The organism is Vibrio algivorus, assembly GCF_030161215.1.
Taxonomy (GTDB): Bacteria; Pseudomonadota; Gammaproteobacteria; order Enterobacterales; family Vibrionaceae; genus Vibrio; species Vibrio algivorus.
This window is the reverse complement of sequence record NZ_BSPV01000003.1, coordinates 697,856-714,231: the sequence shown is the minus strand read 5'-3', so window position 1 is coordinate 714,231 and position 16,376 is coordinate 697,856. Positions and strand designations below refer to the sequence as shown.

The 16,376-nt window shown below is 39.1% G+C and carries 14 protein-coding genes and 1 pseudogene; 8 read left to right on the top strand and 7 right to left on the bottom strand.

The genetic code is table 11. The features are described from left to right. Nucleotides 1-73: 73 nt before the first annotated feature. Nucleotides 74-787, bottom strand: a complete 714-nt coding sequence (gene cobB, locus QQJ93_RS04990; protein WP_089124383.1) for a Sir2 family NAD+-dependent deacetylase — start codon at nt 785-787, stop codon at nt 74-76. A gap of 499 nt (nt 788-1,286) precedes the next feature. On the opposite strand from cobB, the gene QQJ93_RS04985 reads away from it, so the two are divergent. From QQJ93_RS04985 to QQJ93_RS04975, 3 genes are all read left to right on the top strand, one after another. Then, a complete protein-coding gene (locus QQJ93_RS04985; RefSeq protein WP_089124382.1) occupies nt 1,287-3,638 on the top strand; it encodes an ATP-binding protein in 2,352 nt (783 codons plus the stop codon). Nucleotide 3,639: 1 nt separating this feature from the next. Next, nucleotides 3,640-4,527, top strand: a complete 888-nt coding sequence (locus QQJ93_RS04980; RefSeq protein ID WP_089124381.1) for a mechanosensitive ion channel family protein — start codon at nt 3,640-3,642, stop codon at nt 4,525-4,527. Between the two features lie 217 nt (nt 4,528-4,744). Further along, nucleotides 4,745-5,017 carry a DUF2960 family protein gene (locus QQJ93_RS04975; RefSeq protein ID WP_027695310.1) on the top strand — a complete coding sequence of 91 codons (273 nt, stop codon included), beginning with the start codon at nt 4,745-4,747 and terminating at the stop codon, nt 5,015-5,017. A gap of 153 nt (nt 5,018-5,170) precedes the next feature. Here QQJ93_RS04975 and nagK read toward each other — a convergent pair whose 3' ends face one another. Beyond that, entirely contained in the window at nt 5,171-6,094 is a 924-nt protein-coding gene (gene nagK / locus QQJ93_RS04970; RefSeq protein WP_089124380.1) for an N-acetylglucosamine kinase, read from the bottom strand. A gap of 305 nt (nt 6,095-6,399) precedes the next feature. On the opposite strand from nagK, the gene QQJ93_RS04965 reads away from it, so the two are divergent. The 4 genes from QQJ93_RS04965 to QQJ93_RS04950 all read left to right on the top strand — a co-directional run bounded on the left by QQJ93_RS04965 (nt 6,400) and on the right by QQJ93_RS04950 (nt 10,242). Then, nucleotides 6,400-6,864: a C40 family peptidase gene (locus QQJ93_RS04965; RefSeq protein WP_089124379.1), complete on the top strand. Its 465-nt coding sequence runs from the start codon at nt 6,400-6,402 to the stop codon at nt 6,862-6,864. 387 nt (nt 6,865-7,251) lie between these two features. After that, nucleotides 7,252-8,124, top strand: a complete 873-nt coding sequence (locus tag QQJ93_RS04960; RefSeq protein WP_089124378.1) for a fructosamine kinase family protein — start codon at nt 7,252-7,254, stop codon at nt 8,122-8,124. A gap of 396 nt (nt 8,125-8,520) precedes the next feature. After that, nucleotides 8,521-8,718 carry a CPXCG motif-containing cysteine-rich protein gene (locus tag QQJ93_RS04955; RefSeq protein ID WP_089124377.1) on the top strand — a complete coding sequence of 66 codons (198 nt, stop codon included), beginning with the start codon at nt 8,521-8,523 and terminating at the stop codon, nt 8,716-8,718. 150 nt (nt 8,719-8,868) lie between these two features. Next, the gene (locus QQJ93_RS04950) at nt 8,869-10,242 is read left to right on the top strand and encodes an MATE family efflux transporter (protein WP_089124376.1); all 1,374 of its coding nucleotides are present in this window, start codon (nt 8,869-8,871) and stop codon (nt 10,240-10,242) included. Between the two features lie 98 nt (nt 10,243-10,340). Here the strand turns inward: QQJ93_RS04950 and QQJ93_RS04945 are convergent, their stop codons facing one another. Then, on the bottom strand, nt 10,341-11,219 hold the full coding sequence (locus tag QQJ93_RS04945) for a DNA ligase (RefSeq protein WP_089124375.1): 879 nt from the start codon (nt 11,217-11,219) through the stop codon (nt 10,341-10,343). 158 nt (nt 11,220-11,377) lie between these two features. Here QQJ93_RS04945 and hxpB point away from each other — a divergent pair, with 158 nt between their 5' ends. Beyond that, nucleotides 11,378-12,031, top strand: a complete 654-nt coding sequence (gene hxpB, locus QQJ93_RS04940; protein ID WP_089124374.1) for a hexitol phosphatase HxpB — start codon at nt 11,378-11,380, stop codon at nt 12,029-12,031. Nucleotides 12,032-12,051: 20 nt separating this feature from the next. Here the strand turns inward: hxpB and QQJ93_RS04935 are convergent, their stop codons facing one another. The 4 genes and pseudogenes from QQJ93_RS04935 to QQJ93_RS04920 all read right to left on the bottom strand — a co-directional run. After that, complete coding sequence (locus tag QQJ93_RS04935; protein ID WP_089124373.1) at nt 12,052-13,251, bottom strand: quaternary amine ABC transporter ATP-binding protein; 1,200 nt, start codon at nt 13,249-13,251, stop codon at nt 12,052-12,054. Continuing rightward, complete coding sequence (locus tag QQJ93_RS04930) at nt 13,251-14,144, bottom strand: ABC transporter permease (RefSeq protein ID WP_089124372.1); 894 nt, start codon at nt 14,142-14,144, stop codon at nt 13,251-13,253. The genes QQJ93_RS04935 and QQJ93_RS04930 overlap by 1 nt, the downstream gene beginning before the upstream one ends. Before the next feature lie 64 nt (nt 14,145-14,208). After that, on the bottom strand, nt 14,209-15,216 hold the full coding sequence (locus QQJ93_RS04925; RefSeq protein WP_089124371.1) for an ABC transporter substrate-binding protein: 1,008 nt from the start codon (nt 15,214-15,216) through the stop codon (nt 14,209-14,211). 196 nt (nt 15,217-15,412) lie between these two features. After that, nucleotides 15,413-16,312 (bottom strand): annotated as a pseudogene (locus tag QQJ93_RS04920) (formate dehydrogenase subunit gamma); the annotation flags it as partial. Between the last annotated feature and the right edge of the window lie 64 nt (nt 16,313-16,376).

Here is a 16,376-nt window from a genome sequence, read left to right as displayed (position 1 = left end):
AAATGAAAACCGCTGAAATGAATAGTTTCAGCGGTTTTTTACATTAATGGAAGCCGAAATCACATGAGTTGGATTAGAGCTTTAATAGTTCATCAACAAGCTTAGGCACTTCAATACTTGCTTTACCATAACGTTTCTCAGCAAATTCGCTTTCTACAGCACTAGGCTCTAGGTTGATTTCAATAGTATGCGCGCCATGCATTTTAGCATCATGAACAAAGCCTGCTGCGGGATAGACGACGCCAGAAGTACCAATAGAGATAAATAAATCGGCCTCTTCAATGGCAGCATAAATTTCAGCCATTTGTAGCGGCATTTCTCCAAACCATACGATGTGTGGCCTGAGTGGGTTTGGAATTTGGCAACAGTGACATAAGTCATGGACACCTAGATCATCGTAATGCTCAATCACTTGGTTCGACTCCGGACAGCGAACTTTAAATAGCTCACCATGCATGTGAATAATATTGTGGTTTCCACCTCTTTCATGCAAGTTGTCGATATTTTGAGTCACAATTGTTACTTTACCATCGAGTTTGCTTTCTAGTTCTGCCAATGCTAAGTGAGCGAGGTTAGGCACTATATGCTGATCTTGAAGCCCTTTACGGCGTTGGTTATAAAAATTTTGTACCAAATCAGGATTGTCGCTATAACCTTCTGGAGTCGCGACATCTTCAATTCTATGATTTTCCCATAACCCATCTTGAGAGCGGAAAGTTTGAATACCAGATTCTGCTGATATACCAGCCCCTGTCAGGACAACAATATTTTGATATGGGAAGTTCATTCGAATCCTTTTGAGGTAATGATTTGTAAACTTGTACTTAGTGCTATCAAGGTTAATTTATCTTGTCTATTGATGTATACCCAAGTAACTTCAAGTTGCGAGTTTCAGCAAGAATAAAACAAGCTGCAGGCAAGGCAAATTGAATATGATCATAGTTATTCTATCTCTGTTCAATTTAACGCAGCATAAAGCTTGTTTTAACTTGCCCTTCGGGAGCACCTTGAAATCACTTGGGTATAATAACAACGACAAGATAAAAAGTTTTGTGCTGGATCTCTATTTAATATGAATTAATACATTTAACGTAAGTTCATCTCACACTAAAATTTCTTTGTCGAAGAACAAGCACTTAATGACAATAACTCATAGAATAAGTTATGATTTGCGTCGCTATTGTTCTATCTTTAATAAGATATACCCAAGTACCTTCAATGTGCGAATTTCAATACTTTGAAGTCATTTGGGTATATGACCTATCAACTACTTATAAGTGATATCTATGGGTAAAATTTACCAATTCTGTTTGGCCTTTTTGTTTTTGTTCTCATTACATGCACATGCGGAATGGGAACCAACACAACAATCACAAGTAGCAAAAATTACACCACAAGCACAAAGCATCTCAGACAAAGTTGCTCAACTGCCCGATCCTTTATTTATGACGGATGCGGATCATGCAATGGTTGATGAGTTACTTTCTACTACCCTTTATCAAATCGACGAAACAACTAAAGATTTTGATGCATCATTAAAAGAATATAGAAAGCAAGGCGGTCAAAAAACTTGGCTTTCGGCACAAGAAGATTATTTATCCCTTCATAGCTTTAATCGCTCCAAGCAAGACTTACTAAAATTGGTCAATAATCGAGTTTATAATAATTTAACTGGTTTTGGTCCATTTGGAGTCACTCAATTCAAAAATGAAATATATATTACCCAGCTAAATGCTCAATATTTACTTTTCTTTCAAATTCAAAGCTTTAAACAATTCATCAAAGACCTAGCAATATCTCCCGTCCCCGTTATTGTCACTATCATCAAGCTTTTTCTTGTTTATTTAATCTTAAATTGGTGGCTTCGTAATAGCCCTGACATGATCAAGCAATTTCGAAAAGCGAAGTTAGACTCACCAACCACTGCGCCACCAATATGGATTCGTTTATTGTGGTATATCAGTAAAGCTAATAAGCCAATTGCTTGGTTAATTGCTATTACGATTTCCTTAGACATTCTTTCTGGTTTACAAAGCCTGCAACACGTTAAGTTTTTAGATATTTTCACTTGGTGGATTTTGGGTGGCTCTATTGCGGTAAAATTCATCTTAGAATTCGTGTACCGTAATAGTCGCAGTACCTCTAAAGATATCATTGCTATTCGACTATCAACTATTCGCTATTATGTTTGGAGTGTCATTGGTGCCGGCGTTTTACTGCAAATCACTCGCACGACTGTCGGTGAAGGCACTATTTATCATTGGGTTTCTAGCTTAATGTTCCTATGGTTTATCTTAATTACCATTGTGGTATTAAGAAAATGGAAGCCATATGTTTTTAGTGACAATAACGTTAACTTAGACTCTCCTATTTGGGCTCAGTGGGCGATTAATCATAAGGACAGTTTTGCTTTATCAACCATTGCCACAGCGATAATGACATTTTGGATTTTAACTCGTCATTTGAAGCAATTCGTGATTTCAAACTTATCGCAATATGCTTTCTTCAGCCAAGCACTTGCCTATTTATTCCGTATTGAAGTGGCTAAACAAAGTGATAATGGTGGTCAAAATACCAACCTACTTCCTTTATCTGGTGACGAAGTTTTCCAATACGTACTACCTGGTCGAGAAGACAGTGAGTTAATTAGCTATGCTTCTGATGAAATTAGGCAACTCTCACGCTATGTATTAACCGATAGCCCTGCAATGTGTGTCGTTTCCGGTGAGCGTGGTATTGGCACCACAACTTTGTTAAAACAGATTCTTTACCGTGTGAATAATGCTGAGCCGATTTATTTAAACTGTCCTAACTCGGGTTACTCAGAGTTAGTGGCTAATTTAGCAGAACAAATCGGTTTAAGCCGCGAATCTAGTGATATTCAACTATTAGCTCATTTACGCAAAAGTGAGACTTGCTATTTATTTGCAGTAGATAATGCACAAAGGCTAGTAAAACCTATGGTTGGTGGGCTTTCTGGCTTGATGAAATTTGCCAATTTAATGCGCCGTTCTAAGAAAAACCACCGCGTATTATTAGCGATTGAAAAATCAAGCTGGCGTTTTGTCGATCGAGCAAGAGGAGAACGTTTATTATTTGATTTAGTCACATTTATGCCTCGTTGGTCTGAATCACAAGTCACTAACTTACTCGATTCGCGCTTAAATCAAGAATTAGAAAATCCTGTGTCATTCGATGATCTAAATCTACCAAAACAATGGGATCAGGATGATATTTCAGAAGAAGAACGTATGCGTCAAGGTTTCTACCGTATTTTGTGGCACTACGCGGATGGTAACCCTACTGTTGCTCTGCGTTTCTTCCGCTTATCTTTACGTAAAGATCAAACAACCGAAAAAGTCGTTGTGCGCCTCTTCCAAGCCCCAGAATCAGAAGAGTTGGAAAAAATGCCAAAGCCTATGCTGGCTATTTTGCGTTCAATTGTGCAACTTGAAGTCTCGACCCCAGAAGAGCTTTCAGAGTGTACTCAGCTTACTATTCCTGAAGTTATTGGTACATTGCGCTATTTTGAAAGCCGCAATTACATTGAATGGTCAGATGATAAAGCGAAGATTTCAGATCATTGGTATCGATACATTACCAACGCCTTGCACCGTCAACATTTATTGGTGAAGTAATATGAAAAAGTTTCTTAGTTTAATCGTCCTATTGATGGTGAGTTCAACTGCTTTCGCTGCAGATGAAACAACGGAACATTTAGATAATATCGTACAATTTACTAGCCTAATTCGTTGGGGCGGTGTCTTTTTCTCCTTCTTTGTGATCTTGGGTTCTTGGATACTATTACGATTTACCAACCGCTTAGTTGAAACCTTTAGTGCCCAATTTGTACAGTACCGAATGGTGCTACAAAAGTTACAGTCATTCTTCCAGTTTTTCGTTTATATGACAGCCGGTTTAGTTGTCTTTATGATTAGCTTTCGGATTAATGATCAAATTCTTACTTTGATTGGTGGTACTTTAGCGGTTTCTATCGGTTTTGCATTGAAAGATCTGGCTGCATCATTCATCGCAGGTTTAACCGTTATGATTGATAGACCTTTCCAAGTTGGTGACCGAGTGACATTTGAAGGGAACTACGGTGATATCATTACCATTGGCCTGCGTTCAGTACGAATGAGAACCCTGACTGATGACATCATCACCATACCAAATAATAAATTTTTAAGTGAAGTGACCATGAGCGGTAACTACGGTGCACTTGATATGCAATGTGTGATCCCCTTTTATATTGGCATGGATCAAGATATCAACTTAGCGCGTGATTTGATTCAAGAAGCCGCCTCATCAAGCCGTTATATTCACCTACCTAAGCCGGTTGTCGTGTTAGTGAACCAAGAAATTGCTGATAATTATATGGCCATAAAACTCACCTGTAAGGCCTATGTGGTTGATACGGTATATGAAAAGTTATTTGAAACCGATATTACTTTGCGCGTAATGAAAGAGTTTAAACACCATAATATTCAGCCACCAATGATTGCTGTACGCTCAACAGTACAGTAGAAATCATTTGGATAAAGCTCCCAAAGGGCAAGTTAAAACAAGCTTTATGCTGCGTTAAATTGAACAGAGATAGAATCTGATTATATTCAATTTGCCTTGCTTAAAGCTTGTTTTATTCTTGCTGAAGCTCGCACCTTGAAGTCACTTGGGTATATAATCCTTCATAATTAATTTCGAGCAGTAATTTCGGTTACTGCTTTTTCATTTAAGGCGCTTTATGTCTCGTACAATTTTATACACATACAAAAATGAAGAAAAAACCTTAGCGTTTAGCTATCGTGATTTTCATTCTATTCATGAAGCGGTTGCCGCTCATGAAGGCATTGATATCCGTGAGTATCTAAAAATGGAGCAATCCATTGAAGCGGTCTCTGATACTAAAACCGTTCGCAACTACCGTGATGCGCATTTTAAAAAGCTTGGTTTCGGCAAAATAACCTTAATGCCGAAAGAGAACATTGGTATTGGTCAGAAGAAGAAAAATAGCTAACCTACCTTCTACATATAAGCTGCGTTTGTATTCTATACCGAATATCACATCACCTGATGATAAAAAGGCTCGATGAAATATCACCAAGCCTTTTTGTTTTAGGTAATTAACCCCTAGTTATTCAAACTTGAAGAGACTAAAGTGCGATTGGCATTATTGAATATTCAAAAATGCAGCACCACGTACACCACCAGAATCACCATGTTTGGCTTTTAAGATATGCGGTACTTTACCTATAGAAAGTAAATGAGGTTGAATACGCTTTGGTATTTCTTCGTAAATTGCTTCAAAGTTTGATAAGCCGCCACCGAGTACCACGACATCTGGATCAAAAGCAGTAAAAATATTACCTAAACAAATTGCCAATAGATCCATAAAGCGTTCAACATGCTCTACCGCTTTAGGCTCTTTTTGCTGATACTGTTTGATAATGTCGATAGCTTTTACATTCTCATCATAGTAGTAGTGGTAAAGCTGCTCAAAACCACGCCCTGATAAGTAGTTGTCGATACAACCTTTTTTATCACAACCACAACCAAATAATGGTGCATCTTTATCTTTGCAACTATCATTCAAGTAGAACCAAGCATCAATTGGCATACGAGTATGGCCTAGCTCGCCAGCAACATGACTCCCACCAGAGACTACGTGACCATTGACAACAATTCCGCCACCAAAACCAGTGCCAAGTATTAGCCCTAAAACACTTTCTTTACCTTGATGCTCTTCATCCCAAGCTTCTGATAACGCAAAGCAATTGGCATCATTTGCCACTTTTACTGGGCGCTCGACCAACGCTTCAAGATCTTTGCGTAAGAACTTTCCTTTCGCAGCAGGAACATTTGAAGTTAAAACGGCCCCATCTTCCACGCTTTCCATCCCCGGAATGCCAATACCAACAGTGCCTCTTAATTCAAACTGCTTATCATATTTAGCGACTAAACCCGCAAGAGTATCTAATAATGCTTGGTAATCTTCTCCAGGTGTAGGTACTCTTTCAGAAGCCACTCTTTCTAACTTCTCGTTAAAAGCACCAAACTCAATTTTTGTGCCACCGACATCAAAACCGTAATACATTAATTCTCTCCATAAATTAAAATATAAAATCAAATAAAATTATGCTCATTATCCATAAACTTGTTGTACAAACTGTGATGGTTACTCAAGTTAGGCTTCTATTGAGTTTAAGTGCGCATTTTTCCGACACGCTTTGATTATCCTGACTCTATACCCAAGTAACTTCAAAGTGCAGAATTCAGAGCTATCATTCAAACCTTGAAGTTACCTGGGTATATACTGCCACCGCATGAACTGATGAGCATTTACTCATTAGCCATTATCCGATAGCATCTTGTTAACCCACAGATATAAAGCGTGTAGAAATGAATAAAGTACTGACTATTCCATTGATGAGTTTACTATTGTTGGCAGGCTGTGCTTCAAGCCCACCGCCTGCACCACCTCTGCCTTCTACACCTGTCGAGAAAACGGAATTCCAACACTTATACCAATCATGGTCTGGCGTCCCATATCAATTTGGCGGAAGTACCAAACGAGGGATAGATTGCTCAGCCTTTATGCAAGTCACCATGTCGACAATTTATCAATTGCACCTTCCTCGTACGACCGAATTACAAAGTCAACAAGGCTACTTTATTCCAGAAGATGAAGCGGCTTTTGGTGATCTTGTATTCTTTAAAACTGGTTGGAACCAACGCCATGTTGGGATGTATATTGGTAATAATCAGTTTATGCATGCATCAACCTCCAAAGGTGTCATTATTTCACGCTTGGATAATCCTTATTGGGCCAGTAAGTTTTGGCAATTTAGGCGTATACCCAAGTGACTTCAAGATGCAGAATTCAGAGCTATCATCCAAGTTCTTAGACAAGGAAGATTTATGCGGAATGTAAACACCTTTCAATTAAATCTGACACGGGCTAAGAGCTTGGATGAAGCTCCCAAAGGGCAAGTTAAAACAAGCTTTATGCTGCGTTAAATTGAACAGAGGTAGAATCACTATGATCATATTCAATTTGCCTTGCCTAAAACTTGTTTTAATCTTGCTGAAACCTCGCATCTTGAGGTTACTTGGGTATATTAGTTCAAATTAAGCTATACCCTTCGAATAACGTCAGTAAATTAAACTAATTTTTGCGAATCAGCTCTCTAATTTAAAAGTTCAACTAAGCTAATGTCATAGACTGATAACTTTCAGGTTCTGGAGGCAACTATGTGGCATGGTATTGCACAACAGCTATCACAAGTACTGGCATTTGAATTTGTCATTCAGGAGCGAGAAAGTCTGCAAGGTGGCGATTGTAATCAGTGTTATATGATCTCAGACGGTCAGCAGCGCTATTTTGTCAAAATTAATGACCGAGAGTACCTACCCAAATTTGAATCAGAAATAGATAATTTATCAAGCCTTCTTCAGACCAGCACCCTATCGGTTCCCCAGCCAGTCACTTGTGGCGTAGTCAAAGATCATGCCTTCTTAATCTTAAATTATCTACCTACCAAACCTCTCACCGCACCAACTGAGCAATACCACCTAGGGCAACAATTAGCTCATCTCCACCTGTGGGGAGAGCAAAAAGAATACGGTTATGATGCCGACACTTATGTTGGTTTAAATCTACAACCTAATGCTTGGCATAAAAAATGGGGAATCTTTTTCTCTGAATGTCGTATTGGTTGGCAATTACAGTTACTAAAAGAAAAAGGGATTGAGTTTGGTGATATTGAAGAAATTGTAACTTTAGTGAAGCAAAGAATAGGAACGCATAACCCGAAACCTTCCCTTTTACATGGAAATTTAAGTGATAATAACTATGCGCTATCAGTCAATGGCGCTATCTGTTACGACCCTTCAAGTTATTGGGGAGATCCAGAGTGTGACCTAGCGATCATCGAAGAGTTTAGTAACCTAGGGTCAGAGTTTTTTGCCGGTTATGAAGATACCTTATCTATCGAGGATGGTTATGATAAACGTCGAGAACTCTACCAACTCTATTACCTCCTTTGTCGATGTAATCAATATGGAGGAGAATACCTCACTCAATGCATATCAAAGATTCAACTAATACAACAAGATTTAATCTAATTTATTGTTAATTCAATAGGTTAATTAACAAATATTAAAAAGGTGATGTGCGTCGTAATAAAATGTCCTTCATGGACTAGAATTACAATTAACTTCAATATGGTCGACTTTTTCTCATATTGTAAATTTTAAAAAATACAACTTCACGCTGAATAGTAGGTTGAATCAGACAGTTTTTGTCCATTACTTTGCACTAATTCAACCTTTTTGCTTTTTTTCAATCATGAACTAACTTAAAGAACTAATATTGAATTATGCCTAAGTGACCTCAAGATGAAGAATTCAGAGCTATCATCTTGAAGTTACTTGCGTATAAACCAGACCAAGTTCACTACTTGATCTATTTATTTTGTAGTTCATTCAGCTTGGCACAAAGACGTAATAGTGAGGAAAGCAATGATAAAATACACTGAAAAAAGAGTACCCTGCCCACATTGCGGACATCAAATCGGTATGACCGTGGATTCATCGAAGGGTGATCAAGATTTTTATGATGACTGTCCTTCATGCAATCATGCTATCCACTTAGAACTTAAAGTTGACAATGCCCAAGTTCATCTCACCGTGGGAGTTGAAGACCATTCAATCTTTTAGTACTTTCAATAGGTTATAAATATCACTATCCCGAATGATTGCTCCCTAATTGTTCGGGATTTTTTATTGCTTTTTTGTTAATTTTTTATCGCTTATTGTATACAACCAGATATAATTCTTTTCCGCCTTTTCACGCAGTTAGGAATTGATATGCACCGTTATCGTAAGGAAGGATCGATCCTTGTTAAGTTAGCAACCCCCGTGCTATTGGCCTCTGTTGCTCAAACCGGTATGGGATTCATCGATACCGTAATGGCAGGTGGCGTCAGTGCTACCGATATGGCTGCAGTAGCAGTTGCTTCTAGTATTTGGCTTCCCTCTATACTATTCGGTATTGGCTTATTATTGGCCTTGGTTCCAGTCGTCGCTCAACTTAATGGCTCAGGACGACAAATAAGAATTGCTCATGAAATTCAGCAAGGTTTCTACTTGTCGTTTTTGGTGGCAATTCCTATCATTTTAGTATTATCACAAACCAAGCATATTCTCGACATCATGCATATTGAACCTGTGATGGCACAGAAAACTAATGGCTATATGTTTGCCATGATTTTTGCGGTTCCCGCTTTTCTACTCTTCCAAACGTTACGTAGTTTGTCTGATGGTTTATCGCTCACCAAACCGGCGATGATTCTTGGGTTCCTAGGTCTTGCGATTAATATCCCATTAAACTGGATTTTTGTTTATGGGAAGTTTGGTATGCCAGCACTCGGTGCGGTGGGTTGCGGAGTGGCAACCGCCATTGTTTACTGGGTTATGTTTTTATTGATGCTTACTTATGTGTTGGTGGCGCAACGCTTTAAGAACATTCATATTTTTAGTGAATTCCATAAGCCTAACTTGCATTCATTAAAGCGCTTATTCCGTTTGGGATTTCCTATCGCTGCTTCATTATTTTTTGAAGTCACCTTATTTGCAGTGATTGCTTTGCTAATTGCACCACTCGGCCCAATTGTCGTTGCCGCTCACCAAGTTGCGATAAACTTTTCAACGTTGATCTTTATGTTACCGATGAGTATTGGTGCAGCTGTCAGTATTCGTGTCGGACATCAACTAGGTGAAAAGAGTGTGGAGGGTGCTAAAATTTCAACGCATGTAGGGCTCTTATTTGGATTTGCGACCGCGCTTATAACCGCCTTGTTAACTGTAGTATTTCGTCATCAAATTATTGATTTATACACAGAAAACCCAGAAGTAACGATTATTGCATTACATCTTTTAATCATGGCGGCTATTTACCAATGTAGTGATGCCATTCAAGTTGTTGCAGCCGGTGCACTACGTGGTTATAAAGATACCAGTTCTATCTTTAGCCGTACCTTAATTTCTTATTGGGGAATAGGCATGCCGGTTGGTTATATTTTAGGAATGACCGATTGGATAACATCGAAACCAATGGGTGTTACTGGCTTTTGGATTGGTATCATTATTGGCTTAACTACTGCGGCGATTTTACTATCACTTCGCTTATTATGGTTACATAAGCAAGAGGATGATGTTCAATTAGAGTTTGCGGGGCGTTAGATCATATAGGAAATTAATTCCATAACTTACTATCATCTTTAACCCATATATTTCAAGGCTCGCGAACTTTCGAGCCTTGAAGTTGAGGTGAATAATGCTCAAGCCCCATCTTGTCTAATATGTACAAAACGTGCAAAGCGAGGCAATCCGCTTTGTGTATAACCATTAAACCGAAAAGTAACTTTAGAGCCTAAAGCCGGTGGATTTTCCCTTAATTCATCGGTGAGGCCACTGCCAATATAAAAACGTTTCCCCTCTTTCCATTCAACGTACAATGATCCCGTTTTTAATGCATTTCTACCTTTACCAAGTTTATAACCAATCACAACCGCTTCATCATCTTGGTAAGATTTTAGCTTTAAGAGATCCTCACTGCGACCATTTTGATAAAGGCTGCTGAACTTCCTTAGCATTAATCCTTCACCATTTTGCCTTTCAATTTGTTCTAACCTCTCAAATAACGCATCACGGGATGGAATAGTTTCATATTCTACTCGGCCTAAATAAGGTGATTTAGCTTTATAAACAGCGTGATTTAGCCATTCACTTCTAAAGGTAAATCGGGCCTTCTCATGAATTACATCAAATGCCATGTAGCGTATATGCTTCCAATCTTCATCATTAGGAACATCATCAAGAACGGTTCGTTGAACTTTAGAAAACTCTCCTCTGCCAGCCCATAATTCACCATCTAATTTGATACTTGGAAAATCTTTAGTAAACCATTTCGGTGCATTAATTGGGTGTCCATTTCGTGTATAAAATTGTTCACCATCCCAGAATGCTCGTATACCGTCTAACTTTTCACTCATGCAGTAATGTAGAAGATTAATATCGTCTTCATACTCATTAGCGAGCATCAGTTGCACTTTGTCGCCATCTTTAATATTAGTCTCCGCATGTATTGCAAATGCAGTCGGTAGGCAAGAGATTGTTAACATAAAAGATAATGGTGTGAAATATTGATTATTCGTCATAAGCCCTCCTCAACTCAGTGTAAGCAGAATGCTTGATTCAAGGCTTTTTAAAACGAAGAAATGCGATTGGCAGGAAACAAAAAAATAACTGAGCATCATATAAGTTACAAATAATAATGATAAACTCATGCACTACATTTAATAGATGAGAGTTTGTAATGATTAAAGCAGCTGTGTTTGATATGGATGGTCTTATGATCGACTCGGAACCTTTTTGGCGACAGGCCCAACTAGAAGTGTTTCCAACCCTTGGGGTTAAGATCAACTTGCAAGATACCATTGATACTACCGGTATTCGTATTGACCAAATTGTTGAGCAATATTTTCGTCAACAGCCATGGGAAACTCACAGCTGTGATGATGTCTGCTCGATGATTTTAAATCGTGTTATTGAATTAGTGAAAGAACATAAACCATTGATGCCAGGATTGTTTCATTCGCTTGAAACATGCCAACAACTAGGCTTGAGAATCGCACTTGCTTCATCTTCTCCTATGGTTCTCATTCAAGCGACATTAGATGCGTTAGAGTTAGATGGTGTGTTTGAAGCCGTATTATCAGCTGAAGGTCTACCTTACGGTAAACCTCACCCTGAGGTTTATTTGAATGCTGCTAACGAATTAGAGGTGTCACCATTAGAGTGTGTCGCGTTAGAAGATTCTTTTACCGGTTTATTGGCAGCTAAAGCCGCACAAATGAAAACTATCGTGATTCCAGATGCGAATCATGCAAACCAACCACGATTTGTAATTGCTGACCATAAACTCAACTCACTTGAAGAAATCACACCTGAGCTATTACAAGCACTGTAAATAACTCTCTCCCGTTGCTATTACTCAGTGACGGGAGCCCCATCGAGCAGTTTAGCCAGTTGCTCTTTTTGCAGTACCCCGACATAGCCCCCACCTTGATCTATCACGGGTAATATCCCCTTATTGCCAAGAACGGTAGGCATAATGGACTCTATGCTTTGCTCTATATCTATAATAACTTGTTGATGATTTTGTTTATTTAATAACTCACTTATGTGATCACTTGGATTCATCATTCCCTCTAACTGGTGTAGCGTGATATTACCAATGTACTTTTGGCTTGATGTCACTACGGCAATTTCTGCTAGAGCTAACTGTTGCATTTGTTTAATAGCTTCACTGACCGTTAACGTTTCTAGTAATGCTTCTTGTGCTAAATAGGCGTGTTTAGCTGTTAACGCTCGGCCTCTATTAATATCTTGAACAAACGATGCAACGTAATCTGTCGCAGGCTTTAATAATATATCGACAGGCTTACCTTGTTGAATGAGCTCACCATCTTTTAAAATTGCGATTCTATCACCTAAGCGAAGAGCTTCATCGAGGTCATGAGTGATGAAAATAATAGTTTTATGTAGTTTCTGTTGTAGATCTTTTAATTGCTGCTGCATTTCACTACGAATAAGTGGATCTAATGCTGAGAATGCTTCATCCATTAATAAAATATCTGGGTCAGTACACAGCGCTCGCGCTAAGCCGACTCTTTGTTGCTGGCCGCCTGACAATTGATTTGGGTACTGGTTTTCATAACCATTAAGTCCGACGACATCGATCCAATGCTGAGCTTTTTCTTTCCAATCTGATTGATTAATACCTTGAATTTTTAACCCATAAGCAACATTTTGAATCACAGTGCGATGTGGTAATAATCCAAAGCGTTGAAATACCATCGACATTTTATGACGACGTAAATCTTGGATTTGCTTTTTATCTAACGAGCAAATATCAATGCCATCAATTTCAATAGTTCCTTCGCTTGGCTCAATAAGACGGTTGAAGTGTCGTATTAAAGTTGATTTGCCAGAGCCGGATAAGCCCATTACAACAAAGGTTTCCCCTCGCTCAATCTCTAAATTAATGTCACTTAACCCAACACTCAGTTGGTAGCGACTCATCAGCTCATCTTTTGACAATCCTTGCTTTAACTTTGTGACGCCGTCACCTGGGTATTCACCAAATACTTTATAAAGATTCGAAATCTTAATATAGGAAGCAGACATTAAGGCTTACCTCCTAAATGCTGTTGAGTACGTTTAGCATAGCTTTGAGTCACACGGTCAAAAATAATTGCCAATGCCACTATCGCCAAACCATTCAATAAACCCAGAGTGAAATATTGATTAGTAATCGATTTTAATACTGGTTGCCCTAACCCTTTCACACCAATCATTGAAGCGATCACAACCATTGCTAATGCCATCATAATTGTTTGGTTAATCCCTGCCATAATATTAGGCATCGCCAACGGAATTTGGACACCAAATAGTCTCTGTAGTCGATTAGCCCCAAAGGCGGTTGATGCTTCGAGTACTTCTTTATCAACTAAACGAATACCTAAATTTGTTAATCTGATCACGGGAGGAATAGCATAGACAACAACAGCAATTAGCCCAGGGACTTTGCCGATTCCAAGTAACATCACAATTGGAATTAAATAAACGAAAGCCGGCATGGTTTGCATCACATCAAGTAGCGGCATGACTATTTTTTGAATACGATTAGAACTCGCCATGGCAATTCCCGTCGGTACGCCGAGAACAATTGCCACAAAGGTTGAGACGAGAATAATACTCATGGTCCGCATAGTATCTTCCCACATACCTAAGTAACCAATAAAAAAGAAAGCCACCATCACACTTAAGGCTAACTTCCAAGAACGGCTCGCACCATAGGAAAGTAAGGCTAATACGGCGATCACCAACCACCATGGCGTCGCAAGTAGCAATTTTTCAAAATGAACTAAAAAAGATAATAGCGGGTCAAAAAAGGATTCAATGACTTCACCATATTGACGGGAAAAATCGCGATACGATCCATCTAAGGTTCTTCTTAGCCATAGTAAGCTATCGCGATCGAGCTCAGGGAATTCAGTTAACCATTGAGGTGTAGACATATCACTTCCATTGTTCTTTACTACAAGCAGATGCAGGTTTCCCTGTATCCGCTAGACAACATATTTATAACTCATCTACCGCAGCTTGAACGGCGGCTTGTGTTTTCTCATCTAACCACTGAGACCAAATATCTTTATGTTTTAACATAAATTCTTCCATCGCCATATCACCATCAGCTTGATTATCTTCCATCCAAGCAAGCATTTGGTTCATTTGCTTATTGGTATAAGAACGATGAGTCAAATATTTCATTGCTTCAGGAGCGCGATTAGCAAAAGATTCAGTGACCACTGTATCCACTTTAGAAGGTGGCCACATGATTGGTTTTGGAGCTGCACATTCCACCTGGGTAATACATTCTTGGTAATGTTTCGCATCAGTACCTTGTCCAAACTCAACTTTGACCATCGGATACTTACCTAAAACGGATGTGGGGGCCCAGTAGTAACCAAACCAAGGCTGTTTTCTATCGTATGCTTTAGCAATGGTAGCTGCTAAAGCCGCACCGGATCCCGGATCGACTTTCTCAAATCCTGATTGGTCAAGATGGAGTGCATCAAAAATGTGTCCGGCTGAAATTTGGCAAGTCCAACCTGCTGGGCAAGTATAAAACGCTGATTTGCTGTCATCTTCTGGATGGGTAAATAACTGTGCATTAGCTTTTACACCTTCAATAGTTGCTAAGCTAGGGTCTTTATCTACCATATATTGTGGCACCCAGAAACCTTCTTCACCACCATCCGATAAACTCTGAACAGCAAAGCGAAGGCGCTTTTCCTTTACGCCACTTTCTAATAATTCTTTCGCTGAGTTACTCCACAATTCGGGAGCAATATCAGGCTCACCTTTTTCAACCATGGAAGTGGTTGTCGGAACCGTGTCGCCAGGCACAAGCTCTACTTCACAATCGTAGGCATTTTCTAATATAAATTTATCGACGTTGGCCATGAAGGTGGCAGAGCTCCAATTCATATCAGCAATCGAGACTGTACCGCATTCAGATGCCACGGCTGACAATGGGAAAGACGAAGCGAGCAAAAGAGAAGACAACCCTAAATGTTTTTTCTTCATATATATTTCCTTATGTTTTTATACCTTTCGTACTTGAAACTGTCGTTTTTATTCATCCTACTGTAATTGTTTAGAGAGTTAACTATCCATATATAAATAGTAGATATAAGACAAAGTTTTGTTGCATTTAATTAAACTATGGGCAATAAAAAAGCAGCTAAAAACTAGCTGCTTTGATCATTAACATCGGAAAAGATTAGACTTTGGGGTCTTCCACTTTACCCTGAGCTTTCATTTCTTCATACCACAAATCATGATGCTCTTTAGCCCACGTTTCATCTACTTCACCTTTTACCATGCCCTCTAAAGCTCCTTCCATCCCGAATAAACCGATGTAAATATGGAAGATAAAACCACAGATCAAGATCAAGGCTGAAATCATATGCGCTAAGTTAGACACATCCATATCTCGGCGACCTTGACCAAATATAGGGAAATCTAAAATAAAGCCACTGATTGCAGCCACAATACCCATAAAAATCAACATCCAAAAGATGATTTTTTCACCAGCATTGGAAAACTCAGCCGATGGATGTGAGCCTTTATGCTTACCAACCATACCGCCCAGTTTTAAGCACCAATCAAGGTCAATTTTCTTAAAGATGCTTTTTCTCCACCATTTAATTAATACTACAACTAATAAGATGAAGAAGATCGGACCGATATAATTATGGTACTGCTTAGCCCCATAAATAATCATTCCCCACGCATCTGTTGATATGATTGGTTTAAGAAAATGTTTTCCCCAAACTAATGTCATACCTGAGAAAGCGAGACTTAAAAAAGTAAACGCCATCGACCAATGCAGCGCTCGATCCACTCTAGACCAGCGTTTAATCGTACGTCCGGTTCGTGGCTTACTTAGTTTAAGTGGCCCGACAATAATGTATGCCAAAGATACCATTGCTAAGCTGCCTAAAACCGCAATAGCGCCCAGAGGTGACATCCACTTTTCTTTTAAGATATACCAAGCCTCACTTGGGTGGCTGACAAGTACATCATGCTCCATTGATTGTGATGTGGTATAACCTTTTTGACCATCTTGAACTTTTTGATAAAACTCATCCCCCGCTAAGCGAGTCATTTCTTTTTCAGCCGTCGTCGCAGGAGCAACACCGGTTTGCTTATTGTCGTTGTTGTTAGCTAAAGCGGTAAAACTC

Bases quoted from the DNA above. Each gene is read 5' to 3' on its own strand.
- nagK (WP_089124380.1), bottom strand. From the start codon at position 6,094: ATGTATTACGGTTTTGATGTCGGTGGCACAAAAATTGAGTTTGGTGCT.
- QQJ93_RS04925 (WP_089124371.1), bottom strand. From the start codon at position 15,216: ATGAAGAAAAAACATTTAGGGTTGTCTTCTCTTTTGCTCGCTTCGTCT.
- QQJ93_RS04965 (WP_089124379.1), top strand. From the start codon at position 6,400: ATGAATAAAGTACTGACTATTCCATTGATGAGTTTACTATTGTTGGCA.
- QQJ93_RS04975 (WP_027695310.1), top strand. From the start codon at position 4,745: ATGTCTCGTACAATTTTATACACATACAAAAATGAAGAAAAAACCTTA.
- QQJ93_RS04945 (WP_089124375.1), bottom strand. From the start codon at position 11,219: ATGACGAATAATCAATATTTCACACCATTATCTTTTATGTTAACAATC.
- cobB (WP_089124383.1), bottom strand. From the start codon at position 787: ATGAACTTCCCATATCAAAATATTGTTGTCCTGACAGGGGCTGGTATA.
- QQJ93_RS04955 (WP_089124377.1), top strand. From the start codon at position 8,521: ATGATAAAATACACTGAAAAAAGAGTACCCTGCCCACATTGCGGACAT.
- QQJ93_RS04980 (WP_089124381.1), top strand. From the start codon at position 3,640: ATGAAAAAGTTTCTTAGTTTAATCGTCCTATTGATGGTGAGTTCAACT.
- QQJ93_RS04985 (WP_089124382.1), top strand. From the start codon at position 1,287: ATGGGTAAAATTTACCAATTCTGTTTGGCCTTTTTGTTTTTGTTCTCA.
- QQJ93_RS04935 (WP_089124373.1), bottom strand. From the start codon at position 13,251: ATGTCTGCTTCCTATATTAAGATTTCGAATCTTTATAAAGTATTTGGT.
- QQJ93_RS04950 (WP_089124376.1), top strand. From the start codon at position 8,869: ATGCACCGTTATCGTAAGGAAGGATCGATCCTTGTTAAGTTAGCAACC.
- hxpB (WP_089124374.1), top strand. From the start codon at position 11,378: ATGATTAAAGCAGCTGTGTTTGATATGGATGGTCTTATGATCGACTCG.
- QQJ93_RS04930 (WP_089124372.1), bottom strand. From the start codon at position 14,144: ATGTCTACACCTCAATGGTTAACTGAATTCCCTGAGCTCGATCGCGAT.
- QQJ93_RS04960 (WP_089124378.1), top strand. From the start codon at position 7,252: ATGTGGCATGGTATTGCACAACAGCTATCACAAGTACTGGCATTTGAA.